This window comes from Sphingomonas sp. NPDC092440 (assembly GCF_044754985.1).
Lineage (GTDB): Bacteria > Pseudomonadota > Alphaproteobacteria > Sphingomonadales > Sphingomonadaceae > Sphingomonas.
Genome location: NZ_JBIVQA010000002.1, coordinates 1 through 18,309, shown reverse-complemented (window position 1 = coordinate 18,309; position 18,309 = coordinate 1). Strand labels below are relative to the sequence as shown.

At 64.4% G+C, this 18,309-nt stretch carries 13 protein-coding genes and 1 tRNA gene; 6 read left to right on the top strand and 8 right to left on the bottom strand.

Features of this window, described 5'->3' with window-relative positions; genetic code table 11:
- Positions 1-63: 63 nt before the first annotated feature.
- Complete coding sequence (locus ACIQCS_RS02925) at positions 64-1,656, bottom strand: long-chain fatty acid--CoA ligase (protein ID WP_345851784.1); 1,593 nt, start codon at positions 1,654-1,656, stop codon at positions 64-66.
- 473 nt (positions 1,657-2,129) lie between these two features.
- Positions 2,130-5,603, bottom strand: coding sequence for a DNA polymerase III subunit alpha (gene dnaE / locus ACIQCS_RS02920; RefSeq protein ID WP_345851781.1), 3,474 nt, complete (start codon positions 5,601-5,603; stop codon positions 2,130-2,132).
- A gap of 310 nt (positions 5,604-5,913) precedes the next feature.
- Here dnaE and ACIQCS_RS02915 point away from each other — a divergent pair, with 310 nt between their 5' ends.
- The 6 genes from ACIQCS_RS02915 to ACIQCS_RS02890 all read left to right on the top strand — a co-directional run bounded on the left by ACIQCS_RS02915 (position 5,914) and on the right by ACIQCS_RS02890 (position 11,170).
- Positions 5,914-6,399 carry a hypothetical protein gene (locus ACIQCS_RS02915; protein WP_345851779.1) on the top strand — a complete coding sequence of 162 codons (486 nt, stop codon included), beginning with the start codon at positions 5,914-5,916 and terminating at the stop codon, positions 6,397-6,399.
- Between the two features lies 1 nt (position 6,400).
- On the top strand, positions 6,401-6,829 hold the full coding sequence (locus ACIQCS_RS02910) for a hypothetical protein (protein ID WP_345851777.1): 429 nt from the start codon (positions 6,401-6,403) through the stop codon (positions 6,827-6,829).
- 136 nt (positions 6,830-6,965) lie between these two features.
- Positions 6,966-7,580 carry a hypothetical protein gene (locus tag ACIQCS_RS02905; RefSeq protein ID WP_345851775.1) on the top strand — a complete coding sequence of 205 codons (615 nt, stop codon included), beginning with the start codon at positions 6,966-6,968 and terminating at the stop codon, positions 7,578-7,580.
- A gap of 169 nt (positions 7,581-7,749) precedes the next feature.
- Positions 7,750-10,518: a DNA gyrase subunit A gene (gyrA, locus tag ACIQCS_RS02900; RefSeq protein ID WP_345852103.1), complete on the top strand. Its 2,769-nt coding sequence runs from the start codon at positions 7,750-7,752 to the stop codon at positions 10,516-10,518.
- 135 nt (positions 10,519-10,653) lie between these two features.
- Positions 10,654-11,001, top strand: coding sequence for a DUF952 domain-containing protein (locus tag ACIQCS_RS02895; RefSeq protein WP_345851774.1), 348 nt, complete (start codon positions 10,654-10,656; stop codon positions 10,999-11,001).
- Between the two features lie 94 nt (positions 11,002-11,095).
- Positions 11,096-11,170, top strand: a tRNA-Glu gene (locus ACIQCS_RS02890).
- A gap of 345 nt (positions 11,171-11,515) precedes the next feature.
- Here the strand turns inward: ACIQCS_RS02890 and ACIQCS_RS02885 are convergent.
- From ACIQCS_RS02885 to tnpA, 6 genes are all read right to left on the bottom strand, one after another.
- Positions 11,516-11,722, bottom strand: a complete 207-nt coding sequence (locus tag ACIQCS_RS02885; protein WP_286774547.1) for a helix-turn-helix domain-containing protein — start codon at positions 11,720-11,722, stop codon at positions 11,516-11,518.
- Between the two features lie 50 nt (positions 11,723-11,772).
- On the bottom strand, positions 11,773-12,333 hold the full coding sequence (locus ACIQCS_RS02880) for a lytic transglycosylase domain-containing protein (protein ID WP_401530017.1): 561 nt from the start codon (positions 12,331-12,333) through the stop codon (positions 11,773-11,775).
- Positions 12,330-15,287, bottom strand: coding sequence for a MobF family relaxase (mobF, locus tag ACIQCS_RS02875; protein WP_286774548.1), 2,958 nt, complete (start codon positions 15,285-15,287; stop codon positions 12,330-12,332). Before mobF ends, ACIQCS_RS02880 begins: the two co-directional genes overlap by 4 nt.
- Positions 15,284-17,371, bottom strand: coding sequence for a type IV secretion system DNA-binding domain-containing protein (locus tag ACIQCS_RS02870; protein WP_286774549.1), 2,088 nt, complete (start codon positions 17,369-17,371; stop codon positions 15,284-15,286). Before ACIQCS_RS02870 ends, mobF begins: the two co-directional genes overlap by 4 nt.
- Positions 17,368-17,673: a CopG family transcriptional regulator gene (locus tag ACIQCS_RS02865; RefSeq protein ID WP_401530015.1), complete on the bottom strand. Its 306-nt coding sequence runs from the start codon at positions 17,671-17,673 to the stop codon at positions 17,368-17,370. Before ACIQCS_RS02865 ends, ACIQCS_RS02870 begins: the two co-directional genes overlap by 4 nt.
- A 142-nt stretch (positions 17,674-17,815) precedes the next feature.
- On the bottom strand, positions 17,816-18,193 hold the full coding sequence (gene tnpA, locus ACIQCS_RS02860) for an IS200/IS605 family transposase (protein WP_401530245.1): 378 nt from the start codon (positions 18,191-18,193) through the stop codon (positions 17,816-17,818).
- Between the last annotated feature and the right edge of the window lie 116 nt (positions 18,194-18,309).

Below are 18,309 nucleotides of genomic sequence, written 5' to 3'. Positions count from 1 at the left end.
TCCACCACGCCCTTCGGGCGCGGTCCCCCTCCCCCAGACAAGCTGGGGGAGGAATTACGGGATCTAAGCCGCGGCCAGCTTGAAATCCTTGTACTGTTCGCGGATCGCGGTCTTGAGCAGCTTGCCCGTGGCAGTGTGCGGCAGGCTCTCGACGAAGAGCACTTCGTCGGGCAGCCACCATTTGGCGACGTGCTGCGCGAGATGCACCTGCACTTCCTCCGCCGTCACGGCGCTGCCCGGCTTGCGGACCACCAGCAGGATCGGCCGCTCGTCCCATTTGGGGTGGTGCACGCCGATCGCCGCAGCCTCGGCCACGCCCGCGCAGCCGACCGCGGCATTCTCCAGCTCGACCGAGCTGATCCACTCGCCGCCCGACTTGATCACGTCCTTGGCGCGATCGGTGATCTGCATCGTGCCGTCGGGATAGAGGACCGACACGTCGCCCGTATCGAACCAGTTGTCGGCATCGACCGCGGGCGCGTCCGCCTTGAAATAACGCTCGACGATCCAGGGTCCGCGCACCTGGAGCCGGCCCGAACTCTTGCCGTCGCGCGGCTGCACCCGCCCCTCGTCGTCGACCACGCGCAGCTCGACGCCATAGGGCACCTTGCCCTGCTTGCAGACCTGGTCGACCTGCTGCTCGAAGCTCAGCTCGTCCCAGTTCCACGAAGGGGCGCCCATCGTGCCGATCGGGCTCGTCTCGGTCATGCCCCAGGCATGGTTGACGCGGATCCCCATCCTCATCAGCCGCTCGATCATCGCGCGCGGCGCGGCCGACCCGCCGATGGTGACGATCCTGAGGAATTCCGGCTCTTCGCCGGTGGCGTCCATGTGCTGGAACATCGCGAACCAGACGGTGGGCACGCCCGCGGTGTGCGTCACCTTCTCGCGGTTCATCAGCTCGCACAGGACGAGCGGATCGTTCACCGCCGAGAAGACGAACTTGATCCCCGCCGCGGCGCCGGCCCAGGGCAGGCCCCAGCCCACCGCATGGAACATCGGCACGATCGGCATCGCCACCGCGCGGGCGGAGAGATCGAACACATCGGGCTGCATCTCGGCGATCGCGTGGATCACGCTCGATCGGTGCGTATAGATCACGCCCTTGGGATTGCCCGTGGTGCCGCTGGTGTAGCAGATCATGCAGGGCTCGCGCTCGCTGCCGGTGGCCCAGCTGTAATTGCCGTCCTCGGCGGCCAGCAGCGCCTCGAACCCGTCCGGCCCGTCGCTGTCGAAGCAATAATAATGCTCGATCGACTTCCAATGCGGCTTCAATCGCTCGACCAGCGGCGCGAAGGCGCGATCGTAGAACAGCACCTTGTCCTCGGCATGGTTGGCGATGAAGATCAGCTGGTCGTCGAACAGGCGCGGGTTGATCGTGTGGACCACCCCGCCCATGCCGGCGGCGCCGTACCAGGTGACGAGGTGGCGGCCATGGTTCATCGCCAGGGTGGCGACGCGGTCGCCCTTCTGGAGACCCAGCCGCTCCAGCGCCTGGGCCAGCTTGCGGGCATCGCGGGCGATGCCGGCCCAGGTGGTGCGTGTCTCGCTGCCGTCCGCCCAACGGGTAACGATCTCGCGCCCCCAATGCTCGCGCGCGGCGTGATCGAGCAGACTGGTGACGCGCAGCTCGAAATCCTGCATTCCTCCAAGCATCCCGGCTCTCCATACCGATTTTTCGAGAGCGTAACCCGCGATGCGCGCGAGTGTCGAGAGCGGGGAATGTAAGGAAGGATTTCGGCGGCGGGCCGCCTACGCGGCCTGCTTCCCGAAAGGAGAGAATATCGACGGTGCGGGCGCCATCTCAACTGCTCGTCATCTTCGATTTTCACGCGGAGACGCGGAGGCGCGGAGATTTTGTTCGCGCAGAGGCGCAGAGAGCGCAGAGATATTCAGCGCCGTGCAACGACGCCTTCCATCGTAAGGTTTCCACCTCTCCTGCCGCTGACGCGGCGCCGGAACGCGCCGCGAGCGAAACCTCTCCGCGCTCTCTGCGCCTCTGCGCCTCTGCGCGAACCACCTTCCTCTTCTCCGCGTCTCCGCGTCTCCGCGTCTCCGCGTGAACAAATAATCTTCCCACGCGCGATCACCTGAGATCCCGGCTCTCACCGGGATTATGGCATTCAGGCCTATGCCGCCTCGGCCAGCTTCGCCGCCGCGCTCTTGAGCGAGGCCCAGCGGATGCCGGGGACATTCTCGATCTTCTGGGCCAGCTCGCCGTCCAGCCGGAAGTCGCGACCCAGCACCAGCTCCGCCTCGCCGCCCGGAATGCCGACATGCACCAGCACCTCGCCGCGCCCGCCACGCTGGTCGCCAATGATGCCGGCGAGGATGGGGATCGCCTGGACATCGTCGATGGTCACATCGAGCACCAGCCGGGCCGTGTTGGCCAGCCCCTCGAAACTCTGGACGCGCTTGATCGAGACGCGCGGCGTATCTTCGCCGGCGCGCTTGTCGAGCTCGACGGTCAGCACCGCGCAGCCGCCTTCGCGGGCGCAGCGCTCGAGATCGGGGACGGCGCTGTCCTCGAAGCAGGTGGCGATGGTCTGCGCCGATTTGTCCGAGATCGTCGCCATCATATATTTGTTGCCGCGCGCCGAGGTGCGCGGGCGGCAATCCTCGACCAGCGCCGCGATCGTCGCGCCGACCCGGGTGCCGGGGGGAATGTCGATCTCGCCCAGCGAGACGATGTCGCGCGCGCCGAAACTCCTGGCGAGATGCTGGTAACGATCAAGCGGATGCGCCTGGAAATAGAAGCCAAAGGCTTCCCTTTCATGGCCCGTCCGATCGGCCGTCGACCAATATACGTCCTCGGAGAGGCGGATTTCGTCGCCGGCAGGCTTGGTGACCATGTCGAACGACGCCTGGAAGCTGTTGCGCTCGCCGTGCGAGCGCTGGCAGACCGCCATGATGCGTTCCGCCGCGCCATAGACGCCGGCGCGATTGTCGTTGATGGAGTCGAAGGCTCCGGCGGCGGCAAGGGTTTCCAGTTGCCGCTTGTTGATCAGCTGGGGGTTGGTGCGCAGCGCGAAGTCGTCGAGCGACTTGAAGACTCCGCGCTCTTCCCGATCGCGCACAAGCTCTTCCATCGCGCCTTCGCCGACGCCCTTGAGCGCCCCCAGCGCATAACGGACCGCCAGCCCCTCCTCGGTCTTCTCGACGAAGAAATCGGCCTGGCTGCGATTGATGTCAGGCGAGAGATAACGGACGCCCAGCCGCTTCATGTCGTCGGCGAAGATCGCCAGCTTGTCGGTCTGGTGGATGTCGTACGCCATCGAGGCGGCGAAGAATTCGTGCGGATGGTGCGCCTTGAGCCACGCCGTCTGATAGGCGAGCAGCGCATAGGCGGCGGCGTGCGACTTGTTGAAGCCATAGCCGGCGAACTTGTCGATCAGGTCGAACAGCTCGTTGGCTTTGGCCGGCTTGATGTTGTTGTGCTCGGCGCAACCCTTCACGAAGGTCTCGCGCTGGGCGTCCATCTCCGCCTTGATCTTCTTGCCCATCGCGCGGCGGAGCATGTCCGCGCCGCCCAGGGAATAGCCCGCCAGGATCTGGGCGGCCTGCATCACCTGCTCCTGATAGACGAAGATCCCATAGGTCTCGTTCAGGATCGGCTCGAGCAGGTCGTGCGGATAGACGATCTCCTCGCGCCCGCCCTTGCGGTGGCCGAAGCTCGGGATGTTGTCCATCGGACCCGGACGATAGAGCGAGACGAGCGCGATGATGTCGCCGAAATTGGTCGGGCGCACCGCGGTCAGCGTGCGCCGCATGCCTTCCGATTCCAGCTGGAACACGCCCACCGTGTCGCCGCGCTGGAGCAGGTCGTACACTTCGGTGTCGTCCCAGGCGAGCGCGTCGAGATCGACGTCGATGCCCCGGTCGGAGAGCAGCTCCACTGCCTTTTTCAGCACCGACAACGTCTTGAGGCCGAGAAAGTCGAACTTCACCAGGCCCGCGCCCTCGACATATTTCATGTCGAACTGGGTGACCGGCATGTCCGAGCGCGGATCGCGGTAGAGCGGCACGAGCTGCGACAGCGGCCGGTCGCCGATCACCACGCCGGCGGCGTGCGTCGACGAGTGGCTCGGCAGCCCCTCGAGCCGCATCGAGAGGTCGACGAGGTACTTGATGTCCTTGTGCGCGTTATATTCGGCAAGGAACTCGCCGACGCCGTTCAGCGTGCGCTCCAGCGTCCAGGGATCGGTCGGGTGGTTCGGGATCTGCTTGGCGAGACGGTCGATCTGGCCATAGCTCATCTGCAGCACGCGGCCGACGTTCTTGACCACCGCGCGCGCCTTCATCGTACCGAAGGTGATGATCTGCGCGACGTGATCGGCGCCGTATTTCTGCTGCACATAGCGGATCACCTCGCCACGCCGGGTTTCGCAGAAATCGATGTCGAAGTCGGGCATCGAGACGCGTTCCGGGTTGAGGAAGCGCTCGAAGAGCAGGCCGAGCTTCAGCGGATCGAGATCGGTGATGGTCAGCGCCCAGGCGACCGCCGAGCCCGCGCCCGAGCCACGGCCCGGCCCCACCGGGATATCGTGCGCCTTCGCCCATTGGATGAAGTCGGCGACGATCAGGAAATAGCCCGGAAAGCCCATCTGGATGATGACGTCGAGCTCGAACTCGAGCCGGTCCTCATAGGGCTTGCGGTCCTCCGCGCCGGTGATGCCGGCCTTTTCGAGCCGCGCGTCGAGCCCCTGCCAGCTCCGCTCGCGCAGCATCGCCGCCTCGCCCTCGCGGTCGCCGGCCAGGCTGGGCAGGATCGGCTTGCGCTTGGGCGCGGCATAGGCACAGCGCTGGGCGACGACGAGCGTGTTGGCGATGGCCTCGGGCAGGTCCGCGAACAGGCTCCGCATCTCGTTCGCCGGCTTCATCCACGCATCGGGCGAGGAGCGCGGGCGATCGTCCGACGCGACATAGGAGCTGTTGGCGATGCACAGCATCGCGTCATGCGCCTCGTGGAAGGTCGGCTCGGCGAAGCAGCTGGGATTGGTCGCGACCAGCGGCAGGTTCCGGCCATAGGCGAGGTCGAGCAGCCTGGCCTCGGCCCGGCCCTCCACCTCGTCGAGCCGGCGGACGATCTCGATATAGAGCCGCTCCGGAAACAGTGCCTCCAGCCGCCGGGCATAGGCGTCCGCCGCCTTGTCCTGCTGCTCGGCATAGAGCCGCGCCAGCGCGCCCTCGCGGCCGGCGGTCAGGCAGAGCAGCCCCTCCGTCCGCCCCTCGAGCGCGTCGAACGGGATGTGCGCATCCTCCTCGGTCGGGCGGTCGAGATGCGCCATCGAGACGAGGTCGCACAGGTTCAGATAGCCGGCCTCGTCCTGGGCATAGAGCGCCAACCAGTCGATCGGCGCTGCGACGCCGTCGGGCATGTCGGGCCGCTTGACCGCCAGCAGCGTCCCGATGATCGGCTGGATGCCCGACTTGATGCAGGCATCGCCGAAGCTCATCGACGCGTAGAGCCCGTTGCGATCCGCCACCGCGACCGCCGGAAAACCCAGTTCCTTCGCGCGCTTGGCGATCGCCTTCGGCTCGATCGCGCCCTCCAGCATGGTGAAGGACGAGAAGACCCGAAGCGGAACGAAGCCGGAATGCATGGCCCGAGTGTAGGGAACCGCCCCGCGCGGCGCCACCCATGGGGAGCGTTGTCCACAATTTTCAAGCCGTTGGGCTCAGGATTCTCCCCTACGCGCGGACTCGGACGGGTGCTCTCCTGAATGGCGGCTTCGTTACTGATCGTTCACATCATGGTTAACGCCAGTAAACATTTCGCCGACGGAACGGAACGGTTCATCGGCGGATCAGAATTAGGCGTTATTATGGCAAACATAAGGCAAGCAAGGAAACCATATTTGGTTTCAGTGACTTACCAGAACAGAATCACTCCTTTCTGACGAGTCGATGCCCATGAATGCCCTTTACCATGGTAGCGAGCTCTGCGAGGTGGACCCGGACGGGAACGTCGCGGTGCCGGCCTTTCTCGAAGCCGCGCTTTCTCCCGAGGCCGAGCCCGAGATCATCCTTGCCAAGCATGGCGCCGATCGCTGCCTGATCGGCTATGGCCGCGCCCATCTCGCCACTCTTGCCGCGCGCGCCGAGCGCCGCCGCATGGCGGAGGAGGATCGCGGCGACGAGGCGCGCGGCCATTATCGCCGCATGCGCGGCACCTTCGGCCTTTCCGAGCGGATGCCGCGCGCGGGCGCCGGGCTGTGCATCCCGGCCGCGATGCGCCATCTCGGCCGTATCGAGGACCTCGCCCTCTTCGTCGGCGCCGGCGACAGCTTCGAGATCTGGAACCCGGTCCTCGCCCTGGAGAGCGAGGACGAGCATTTCCGCGCCCTGGCCGAATTTCGCCTGCGGATGCGCGGCAGCAAATCCAAGGGAGTGCAGTGAGATGCGTATCCGTTGCAACGTGATGGGCCATGCCGCCGGCACCACCCATCATCACAATCAGGGCCTGGACTTCGCGGTCTGCCACCATTGCGGCCGCGACCTGGTCCGGCCCGCGGGCGGCGAGTGGAGCGAAGTGCCGGAGGGCTTCCAGGTGGTGTGGCGCGAATTCGGCCGCGCGAGCGACGCGGCTTCGGTCGCCGAGCGGATGGCCCGCATCGTGCCCCCGCCCCGCCGCCGCGCGCCTCGCAATGCCCGGCCGGCGCCGCGCCGCGACCCGCGCGGTCGCCGGTTCAGCGCCGGCTTCGGCATGGTCGGCGCGCTCGCCAATCTCGGCAAGCTGGTGCGCGCCGAGGCGGAGGACGACACCAGCGGCATCGAGCCGAGCGGCCAGCATGTGATCCGCCTGCCGCATACCGGCACGACCCGTTAGGGGCACCGCGCCGGCACAGCGCGGTTCCCCCAGGTGCCGGTGGTGAGGCACCCCTTCTCCCGCCCCGCCACCGGTCACCTTCCTTCCCCGCTTCTGCCCTGCTAGGTACCATTGCTAATCCAAAAAGGGGGGGGCGATGTTATTCCTAACGCTTGCATTATTCGGTCAATCAGCAGGGCTCGACGCCAATGTCGGCAAGGCCGCGCGTCAATGCATGGCTCCCTATGCGCTCGAAATCGTCCGCAACAAGGTAAACCGCCTGCGCGGGGTGTCACAGTTGACCTATCTTGCCATGCTCACCGCCCGCAGCGAGGGCCTGGCCGGCAGACCGTTCCTCGTGCGCACCAACGCAATTATAGGCGAGGAAGATACCAAGCTTCGCTCAGGCAATATCGACAAAACTGTGACACTCACAGCCTGCGATCAACGTTTCCCGCTCGCGCGCACCACTGCGCCAACGCCGTTACCCAAGGATCCGATCGACCGAGATATGCTCTGCTTTGGTATGATCGCGCTTTTCTCCAAAGTTGTAGCTACCGCGAAGGGGAATGATGCGGAGTTGGCAAGAGCGGAGTTCATGTCATTTCTTACGCGCTTCGAACCTAATATGGACGCGCTGTTTGACCTGGGAAGACTGAACAGAAGCAATATCGAAAGTAACGAAGAGGTGTTCGGTGATGTGCTGCGCGCGTCGCTTGACAACGGTAACCCTGAAGCCACCTACGAGCGTTGTCGAGCACTCCCAAGCTAACCGATGACGCCGGTCGAGCGAGTTCCTTCCGGTTCGTGGCGCTTCGCTGACATCAAACTTATCCCCAACTTTCCTCACGTACGCGCACACGCGGGCGCGGGGTTGGCAGGATGCATCGGCATCGTTAGAGCCGTAAGACACACTCAAGAACCCGAAAGCGGTGAACACTTTGACCGACGAGACCATCCTCGCCGACGACCCCTCCGACATTACGCCGATCTCGATCGTCGACGAGATGAAGACGAGCTACCTCGATTACGCGATGAGCGTGATCGTGGCGCGCGCGCTCCCGGACGTTCGCGACGGTCTGAAGCCGGTTCACCGCCGCATTCTCTACGCCGCGCAGGAAGGCGGCTATGTCGCCGGCCGCGCCTATCGCAAGTCGGCCCGCCTGGTCGGTGACGTGATGGGTAAGTACCACCCGCACGGCGACAGCTCGATCTACGACGCGATGGCACGCATGGCCCAGGATTGGGCGATGCGCGTGCCGCTGATCGACGGCCAGGGCAATTTCGGCTCGATGGATCCCGATCCGCCCGCCGCGATGCGCTATACCGAAGCGCGCCTCGCCAAGGTCGCCTCGGCCCTGCTCGACGATATCGAGAAGGACACGGTCGACTTCGTCCCGAACTATGACGGTTCGGAAAGCGAGCCGGCGGTCCTTCCGGCACGCTTCCCCAACCTGCTGGTCAACGGCGCCGGCGGCATCGCGGTCGGCATGGCGACCAACATCCCGCCACATAATCTGGGCGAAGTGGTCGATGCCTGCCTCGAGCACATCAAGGCGATGCTCGGCCAGCGCGAGGTGCTGACGCTCGAGGAGCTGATGGAGATCGTCCCCGGCCCGGACTTCCCGACCGGCGCGCTGATCCTCGGCCGCACCGGCTGCCGCAACGCCTATTCGACCGGTCGTGGTTCGATCATGGTCCGCTCGCGCCACGCGTTCGAGCAGCGCGGCGATCGCCGCTCGATCGTGCTCACCGAGATCCCGTACCAGCAGGGCAAGAACGCGCTGGTCGAGAAGATCGCCGAGGCCGCCAAGGACAAGCGCATCGAAGGCGTGAGCGACATCCGCGACGAATCGTCGCGCGAGGGCGTCCGCATCGTCATCGACCTGAAGCGCGACGCGACTCCCGAGGTCGTGCTCAATCAGGTCTGGCGGAACACCCCTGCCCAGTCGAGCTTCCCGGCCAACATGCTCGCGATCCGCGGCGGCCGCCCGGAACTGCTCAACCTGCAGGACATCATCCAGGCCTTCGTCAAGTTCCGCGAGGAGGTCATCACTCGCCGCTCGAAGTTCGAGCTGGCCAAGGCCCGCGAGCGCGCGCACATCTTGCTCGGCCTGGTGATCGCGGTCACCAATCTCGACGAGGTCGTCCGCATCATCCGCGGCTCGTCGAGCCCGGCGGACGCCCGCGACAAGCTGCTCGCGCGCGAATGGCCCATCGCGGAGATCGCCCAGTATATCAAGCTGGTCGAAGCGGTCGAAACCGAGATCACCGGCGAGGTCTATCGCCTGTCGGACGCCCAGGTCCGCGCGATCCTCGACCTGCGCCTGCACCGCCTGACCGCGCTCGGCCGCGACGAGATCGGCGACGAGCTCAAGGAACTGGCCGATTCGATCGCCGAGCTGCTCGAGATCCTCGGCAATCGCGCGAAGCTGTACGAAGTGATGGTCGAGGAGCTGACCACGGTCCGCGCCCTCTATGCCACCCCGCGCCGCACCGAGATCGCCCCCGCCGCCGACGGCATCGAGGACGAGGACCTGATCGAACGCGAGGACATGGTCGTCACCGTGACCGTGCAGGGCTATATCAAGCGCACCAGCCTCGACACCTTCCGCGCCCAGAATCGCGGCGGCAAGGGCCGCGCCGGCATGGCGACCAAGGACGAGGATGCCGTCACCGAGCTGTTCGTCACGTCGACGCACACGCCGGTGCTGTTCTTCTCGACCCTCGGCAAGGTCTATCGCATGAAGGTCTGGAAGCTGCCCGAGGGCGGCCCGGCCACGCGCGGCCGGCCGATGATCAACATCCTGCCGCTCGCGGCGGGCGAGACCATCTCCACCGTGCTGCCGCTCCCCGAGGACGAGAGCGAATGGGGCAAGCTCCATGTGATGTTCGCCACCGCCAAGGGCTCGGCGCGCCGCAACTCGATGGACGCGTTCAACAACGTGCCCTCGAACGGCAAGATCGCGATGAAGTTCGAGGGCGAGGATGCCGATGACCGGCTGATCGGCGTAGCGCTGCTCGACGAGGGCGACGACGTGCTGCTCGCCACCCGCCAGGGCAAGGCGATTCGGTTCGCCGCGGACGATGTCCGCGAGTTCCAGAGCCGCAACTCCACCGGCGTGCGCGGCATGAAGCTGGCCGAGGGCGACGAAGTGATCTCGCTGTCGATCCTCCACCGCGTCGGCACCACCAGCGAGGAGCGCGAGGCCTATCTCCGCTTCGCGCCGTGGAAGGCCGAGAAGGAGGGCGAGCCCGATCTGGCGGCGGATCGCTTCGAGGAGCTCAAGAGCCGCGAGCAGTTCATCCTCACCGTCTGCGCCAACGGCTATGGCAAGCTGAGCTCCGCCTATGAGTATCGGCGTACCGGCCGCGGCGGCCAGGGCATCACCAATATCGACAATATCGGCCGCAACGGGCCGGTGGTGGCGAGCTTCCCGGCGAGCAAGGGGCATCAGCTGATGCTGGTCACCGATCAGGCCAAGATGATCCGCATGTCGCTGGGCGACCTGCGCGTGATCGGCCGCGGCTCGGCGGGCGTGCGCCTGTTCAACGTGGCGGACAACGAGCATGTCGTCTCCGCCGCGCGGATCGAGGAGAGCGAAGGCGATGCCGAGACGGAGCTGGGTGACGGCCCCGCCACCGGCGAACCCACCCCGGACGGCACCACCGGCGAGGATCTCGCCCAGGGCCCCGAGGACGGGCAGTGAGCCGATAACCGTCACCCCCGCGAAAGCGGGGGACCCATCTCCTGCCTTCTCCCGTTCGGCAACAGCCGTGATGCGCGTTGCCCGGACGGGAGATGGGCTCCCGTTTTCGCGGGAGAGACGAAGTGGAAGAAGCCGATGCCCGACGCCACCGCCTACAAGATCCTCACTGCGGATCAGATGCACGTCCTCGAGCATGAGGGCGTCTTCGCGGGCGCGCCGATCGACCTGGCGGACGGCTATATCCACCTCTCCACCGCCGCGCAGGTGGCGGAGACGCTGGACAGGCATTTTGCCGGCCAGGCCGGCCTCTGGCTCGTCGCGGTGGATCTGGAGGCGATGGGCGACGCGGTGCGATGGGAGCCATCGCGCGGCGGCCAGTTGTTCCCGCATCTCTATGCGCCGTTGCCGCTGGTCGCGGTGACGGCGTACAGCGAAGTGCATTACGAACCGGACGGCACGCTGCGCCTGCCGGTCACCGGGTGAGGCCACCGCTCGGGAAATAAAATTGCCGGCGCATCCGGAAGGCGCTTGACGGGCACAGAAGCTGCCCGTAATTGCCCGCTTCCGCAGCGCTAACGGCCCCTTCGTCTAGCGGTCAGGACGTCGCCCTCTCACGGCGAAAACACGGGTTCGAGTCCCGTAGGGGTCACCAGCAATTTCAATCACTTAGCGCGAATTTCGAAGCTCGATTATACGAAATCGTGTAATTTCGTGTAATAGAAGCGCTCGGATAAGCATGGATGCAGCTGGACATATTTCGTTCGATCGGCGGTACGCTGGTGGGCAGAGCCTCCCCCCAAAATTGCGACGTTCCGGGCGAACGAGCACCTACTTGTCCACCTTCGGGTTAAGCGATTCGGCTCCAATGTTTCGGACGTTGGATTGATTGATTCGCCCAAGCCATTTGTCAGCCTCCCGAGCATTTTTCCGAGGTCGGCTGCAGGCAGCAGCTAGATTCCGTTTTGGAGGCGACTGGCCCCGGCGGAGGATAGCAAGGCTAAGTCTGAGTGCGCATACCAGCGGGATCTCGCGCTTCAAGCCGACGCTGATCAATAAATCGCTCGAGGCTCTCGACGGTAATTAATGTCGTGCCCCGATCCTTGATCGCTTCGATTTTCCCCTCCTTGATCAATTCGTAGAGTCTCGACCGGCTCATGCCTGTCAGCTTGACCGCTCCCGGTATCCTCACCGTGATCGGACGCATGCCTTCCAAGTCAGAGGTGCCCGTGACTGGGCGGAGGGGCCGCCGCTTTTTCATCGCTCAATGCGAGCCGTTGCGGCCTCATTGCGCGCGTCAACGGCGCCACCACGAACTGGGAGCTTCTCCTGATCGAATCTGCGAGCGATACGTTTCGCCACGAAATTCGCGTAACGCTGTTGGCGCCATTCGACGGGGCTATGGTACAGGCCAACCGCCTTCCAGTAATCACCGCTCGGGCTCAGCCCGACTAGGAAGATCCAGCGCGCGGCCTCCGCATTGAAGCACGGGTCAAATTTCAGCCAATGTCTGACATTCGCTTCCGGTCGCGATATCCGGGCCGCGATTCGCGGTACCCACCAACTGTTGATCTGAAGCGGACCAAGGTCATGTGAGCCATCGGCATTAGGCACCTCAGCGCCGATCCAGCCAGCCTCCTGGTCACGAAGGCCCCATAGGGTCTTCTCAAGCCAGGGCCTGCCCTGTGCCGCTTGCCGGATGCATTGGGCAATCGCCTGCTCCGCCATCGGGTCGAGGGGTCGTGCGAGCCCCGGTGACGCTCCAAAAATCAAAGCGGCGGGTGCGATCACGATAGCGCGGCGGAGGAACGTATTCATCGTTCGTGCCCCTGCGACGGTTGTGGCTGATGCTCGATTGGCTGGTTCGCGACCTGTCGGTCTCGATCGGCGTTGCCCCACTCCGCGCGATCAAGGATGCGCACGAGAAAGCGGTCGAGGGCCCCCGCCAGATTGCGCCCGCGCTCCGCGAGCTGCTCGGCAATGCCGGCCGGAGGTCGTTCGGCGCGGTTGTAGCGACGAAGTTCACGTTCGAGCGCGGTCTCACGAAGTGCGGCGCGCTCGTTCTGCTGCTCGGTCCGCAGGGTTTCCAGGCGATCGCGGTGCCGGTCGGCGAACACCTGCGCGCGATCCTGGCGCAGCCGTCCCAGCCCTTCCAACGTCGAGGTCTTCTCGCCCGAGAAACGCTCAAGCTTGTCGACCAGCCGCTCGGGATCGTTGGTCCACAGCCTCGCACCGTACCGGGCGCGCGTGATGGCGGTGTAGTAATTCTGCCCATTGACCAGCGGCGATTCGACCGGCGCCAGCACGAACACCCTTGGATAGGTCTTCGACTGCGCGGAATAGACGGTCTCGGCGTAACCGTGGTCCCATGTTTTGTGGACGCCGAGATCGACTTGCTGCGGTTCCGCCTTCCGGTCCCAGCGGATCGTCGCAATATGGCCTTCAAGCTTCTCGACCGTGCCGCGCTCGGCGTTGCGCAGGTCGAGTTCTCTGTTCACGAGCCGCCACTGAATGCGGTCGCCTTCGGCCAGATCCCGCTCGTCGCGATCGAAAACATTGATGCGTCGTGCCGCCGTGGATTGTGGATCCCATCGAACGATCAGCCCGTGTTCGTCGACGAGCCGCACGATCTGACGGCCGTTGGCTTCGCGCCCCAGCCCGATCACCCGATATTCAATGTCGCGGGCAATGCCGGCGCCGGCAATGTCCCGATCGAAGCGCACGACCTGTCCGCCCGAATAGAAGCGCGCCATATGCTTCTCGGTATCGGTCAGGCCAGCGGGCGACAGGATTGAAAGCCGGGTGTCTTCCGCGGCGAGGACGTTCTCGTCCCGCAGCGCCTCCCTGATCTTGGTGTTGACGATCAGCCGCGTCGCGTTGTCCAGCACCAGGACGTTAGTGCCCGCGCGAGACGCAGGCTTGAGCCGAGTCCAGGCAGCGACGACCTGTTTCGCCATGTCCTCGTTGTCGGCGGCCGTCGCGACCCGATCGAGCTTGGCCAGCGAATCCGCATAATTGCGTGCCCGGGCGTAAGCGACGGCATCCTTGATCGATTGGGTTTCCTGGCGGACAGTCTCGGTCAGTTCGACGGTCGGAAGCCCCAGCCGGCGCATGAGCCAGAAAGGCTTGCCCTGCTCGATCGCTCCGGTCTGTTTTTCGTCACCGATCAGCAAGAGCCTCGCACCCGTCGTCCTACTGATCTCGAGAAGCCGCCTGGCCTGTCGGTTACTGAGCTGCCCCGCTTCGTCGAGCACCAGGACATGGCGGTCGGTCACGCCATGACCGCCGCGCGCGACAAAGCTCGCAACGGTATGCGATTCGAATCCTGCGGTCTTTCCGAGCCCCGCTGCCGCGGACGATGTCGGGGCCAATGCGATGAATGCGGTCCCCGGCTCTGCGGCTTCGCCCAGCACTTTGACCAAAGTCGATTTGCCGGACCCGGCAACGCCATGCAGCCCGGCGATCCGGTCGCGGCTGGTCGCGATCTCGACCAGCGCCCGCTGCTGAGGTAGATTGAGATTGGTCTGTTCGAGAACGGCGAGCAGACGGTCATGTGACGCAATCGGCCGGGCATCGTCGAGGCCAAGCGCGATATGCTGCGTAAGCGTGAGTTCGAGCCGCCAGGTCGCGCGCGACGACCGCCCGCGAGGCAGCACGCGATCTCCCGTTGGCTCATGCGTGCGTAGCAATTTGCCCGCCGCCTCGTGTGCTTCAAGCCGGGGGCGAATATCCTCGAGCCGCACCTCACCGACATGCGCGGCAAGACCGGTGCGCAGGATATGACCGAAGTTATTGACCGCCTCGGCCGTCTCCAACTGCTTCAGGCCGAACAGCGCCGCGCGCGCTGCCTCACGATCGGTGGGCGGGAGATGTTTTCCCTCGGCGTCGCGAGAAGCCTCTCTAAGATGTTGGATATCTGCGAGTCTTTCCCCGGATCGTTGGCACCATTGCTCAATGAGATCGCCGTGCCCGACCTTCGCCTTTGCCTTGCGGGTCGCATAGAATGAGGCCTGTTTGTCCTTCTGCCCCACAAGCCCATGTTCGCGTGCATGCTCTTCAATCTCGCGGCTGCGCTGCGAGAAATCCTGGATCAGGTCCTTCGGTACCCCGCGAATCTCAAACAGGCCGGTGCGCGGATCGAACTCGATCCCAAATCCGTCTTCGCGCAACGAGAATGCGAGCGAATTCCGGTAGACCTGCCCCGCCGCGCTCTTCTCCTCATACATGAGCCGGCTCTCAAGGCTCGCCATTCGGTCATCGGGCGCCCGGTTGGTCATGTTGAGTACGACCAGATGGGTATGGAGGTGCGGATCGAGGTCGCGGCTGCCGTGCTCGGTGAAGCGCGCGACAAGAAACCGTCCGGTCGTCTCGCGGACGATCTTGCCCTCGGCGCGGTGGCGTAGCTGGACCTGCTCTTCGAGATAGCCGATGGCGGCAGACACCGCTTTCTCATGCGCGGCGAGCACGCGCTCGTCGCCCGCCACCAGCGCCATGATCGACACCGATTTCGGCGCACTGACCGTGAAATCCCAACCGGGATGATGCTCGATCGTACCATCGGCGCGATGCCGTCCGAGCTGCTGGTCGCCGACCTTGCCAGCAAGCAAGCGGCGGAGCACCTTCGGATCGACAGGACCGGACAGACCGAGCTCGGGTGAGAGTTTCCCGTCCCATTGCGAGGGCTCCTCGCCGCTCTTCGTATAATAGTCGCCGACCGTATAATATCTCGCGACATTGGCGGGTGTGCCGTGAAGGCGCTGCGACTGGATCATGCCGGCCGCGCCGGTTCGCGCGGGCCGTCATCACGGCCATGCTGGACGAGATCGGAGCGGATTTGTCCCTGACGGCCGGCGAGGATGGTCCAGGCGACTCGCGGCGGAATGGGGAGTTCGGTCTCGTCGTTACCGCGCAGGATTTCCTCCACCTTGTGGCGATCTATGTTCTGAAATGCTGGATCAAAGAGGTCCGGCTGAGGTTCGGGTGGCGCGGCCTCCGGAGGGGGCGACGCGGGCGGAGACTTCGATGGCGGCTGATCCCTGGATTGCGCTTTCCGGGCAGTCTCGAGTTCAAGCGCCTGACGAACACGCGCTTCGGCGTGAGCGAGCTGCACAAGCTCTTCTGCCTGATCGGCCCGCCAAGGCTGCCCCGTGCGCTCTACAAACGCAGGGGTGAGGGTCGGCAGATCGCTGAAGTTTCCATCGAACCGCACCACGGGAAGACTGCGGCCGAAACGCAGGAATCCCGCGAGATTTGGGAGGTTGGTGACCTCGGTCGGCATCACCAGCGGGCGGGTCACCTGCATCCGCGACAGGTTCACGCCGTCGCGCATGTCGTTCACGCCATAGCTCATGCCCTCGTTGGCCTCGACCTGTTCGACCTGACCGAGATTTTCCGAGACATGTTTGGCGGTGCCGGTATCGTTGGCGCGCAGCGCCACCCAGGTCGAGCAATAGCCCGTGATCGCCGCGGCATCCTGGATGCCGTACGTTCCCTCGAGCTGGGGATAGGATTGGAACCCCAGCACGCCGCATCCGCCATATTTGCGGGCGCGAGCGAGGAAATCGGACAGCGACGGGAGCTTCTGGAGGGTGGGAAGCTCGTCGACGACACAATAGAGCCGCCGGTCGCGATCGGGGGCCAGGCTCATGATCGCGCTGATCGCGATATCGAGCCAGACAGTGATGAGCGGCCGCAGCGAAGGAAGCTGATCGGCTTTGACCGTGATGAAGAGCCAGCTCCCATTAGCCCCCTTCTCAACCCAGTCGCGGATCGAAAACCCATCCTCGGTATCGTCGAGATAGCCGAAGCTGCGCATGACCGATGCAAGCTCGGCCTGGACGCCGGCAGAGGTCCGTTCGCCTTCGGCGCTGATGAATGCCGCCGCATCGGTGCCCGAAACAAACGCGGAAAGATCTTTCAACTTCGATCTCAGCAGGCGATCGAGTAGCACAGACACATAGGTGTGCTTCTGGGCGGCGAGCTTGCGTAGCACCGCGACCAACGTCCCGCGCGCCGCCTTGGCCCAGAAGGGATCACCATGCTTTTCGGGGATCGTTGACTCCGCGATCTGATCGTAATGATATTCGCGCGGGACATCGACCCACGGCGACCAACGCGCGGTTCGCCCATCGAGCGGATTGAGCAACGAGTCGGTGCCCTGGCGGAAGAATTTTTCGACGAAAGTGCCAGCGGTGTCGTAGACGATCGCGCGACGTCCCGCCTTGCGAACGCCATCGAGCATATCGAGAATGAGGCTGGTCTTGCCGGTGCCGGGCGCCCCGCAGATCAGGATATGTTCCGGCTCAAAGGCTTCGGGCACCGGCACCTTGCCGATGACCAGCGGGCCCTTCTTCTGGCCGCGCATCGAGCGACGAAGCTCCCGTACCGTACCGAACCGCGCGCCGCGGACATATTCGTTGGAACCAAGGCCCCTCCCCGTCCGCGTGAAATAGAACCAGGCCCAGCCGAGCGCCGCAACGGCGAACAGCCCCGATATCAGCGCGCCGTGGAGCAGGTAGAGCTCGAAGCTTTGGATGGTTCTTTTTGCTAGCGGTGAAGCAACCAGCCAGTCCGCCGAGGTCCAATAGATTTTGCCGTCGGGCGCGTGGAACCGGACCGGGTCATTGGTGCCGCCAGCCGCGTCGACCTTGATCCAGGCCTCAGCCAGTTTGACCAGGACAAACCGTTCGTAGGCGCTCGACCGTTCAAGCGCATACCAGACGATGCCCATGATCCAGATCACCAGCCCGGCGAGCACGGTCTGATAGAAGACCTGGGTCGTCATGCGGACATTGTGGACGATCGCCTGTCCGCCGCGGGTCCACGAACCCAAAGTGTCGTTGCGGAAGATGCTCATCGCGCCGTCTCGTCGCCGAGCAGCCCTCGTTCTGCGAGAATTGCGCGCGCCTGCGCCATTCCCTGCTCCAGCGCTTTGGGAGATCGTTCGCCCACCGAGGTTGCCACGATCGAGAGGATCTGGATAGCGGTCGCGAGGATTTCGTCCTGCGACGAAAAGACATATCGCTTCCGCTCATCGACCGCCTGCTCGAGCGCCCGGCGAGCGAAATCGGAAACCGACAATCCGGCACCAAATGCACGACGACGAAGCTCTCGGTCGAGCCGATCGTCGATACGGAAATTGATTTTCTGCAAGCGCACGGCCTCCAGCGGAGTCCGTCGCGGGCGTCATGAAGCGATGATTATTTACTCCTGCCGCTGTACGCTTTCAAGATAGGGCTCGCGCAAATGGTACTGCGACCGTTCGCCACACTGAATGACAGGCCGGCTGACGCCGGCAGGTTCATGGCGCGGGGCTGAAGCCTGATTTGGTGGGCGCGGTATGTCTCTCCAGATAGTTCATGATAACATCGTCGGTGATGTTACCGGATGTTGTTGAGAAATATCCCCTCGCCCAGAAACGCTGCCCCCAGAAGCGCTTCCGGATATGCTCGAATTCCTGTTGAATCTTACGTGACGAGCGTCCCTTGGCTCGGCGCACAAAGTCGCTGACCGCAAGATGCGGCGGAATTTCCACAAACATGTGCACGTGATCGCGCGATAGAGCACCGCTGACGATAGTCACGCCCATCTCCGCGCAAACCTGTTTGATGATAACGCGCACTCGCTCACGAACCTCACCGTGCAGCACTTTGAACCGATATTTCGGCGCCCAGACAATATGGTACCGATGATGATAAAGCGTAAGCGCTAAAACTGCCCCACGTGGTTGCGGGGCGACGGCGGCGACGTGGACGGCGTAATTTCGGCGATCAGGCGACGCTGGCGAGATTGCTC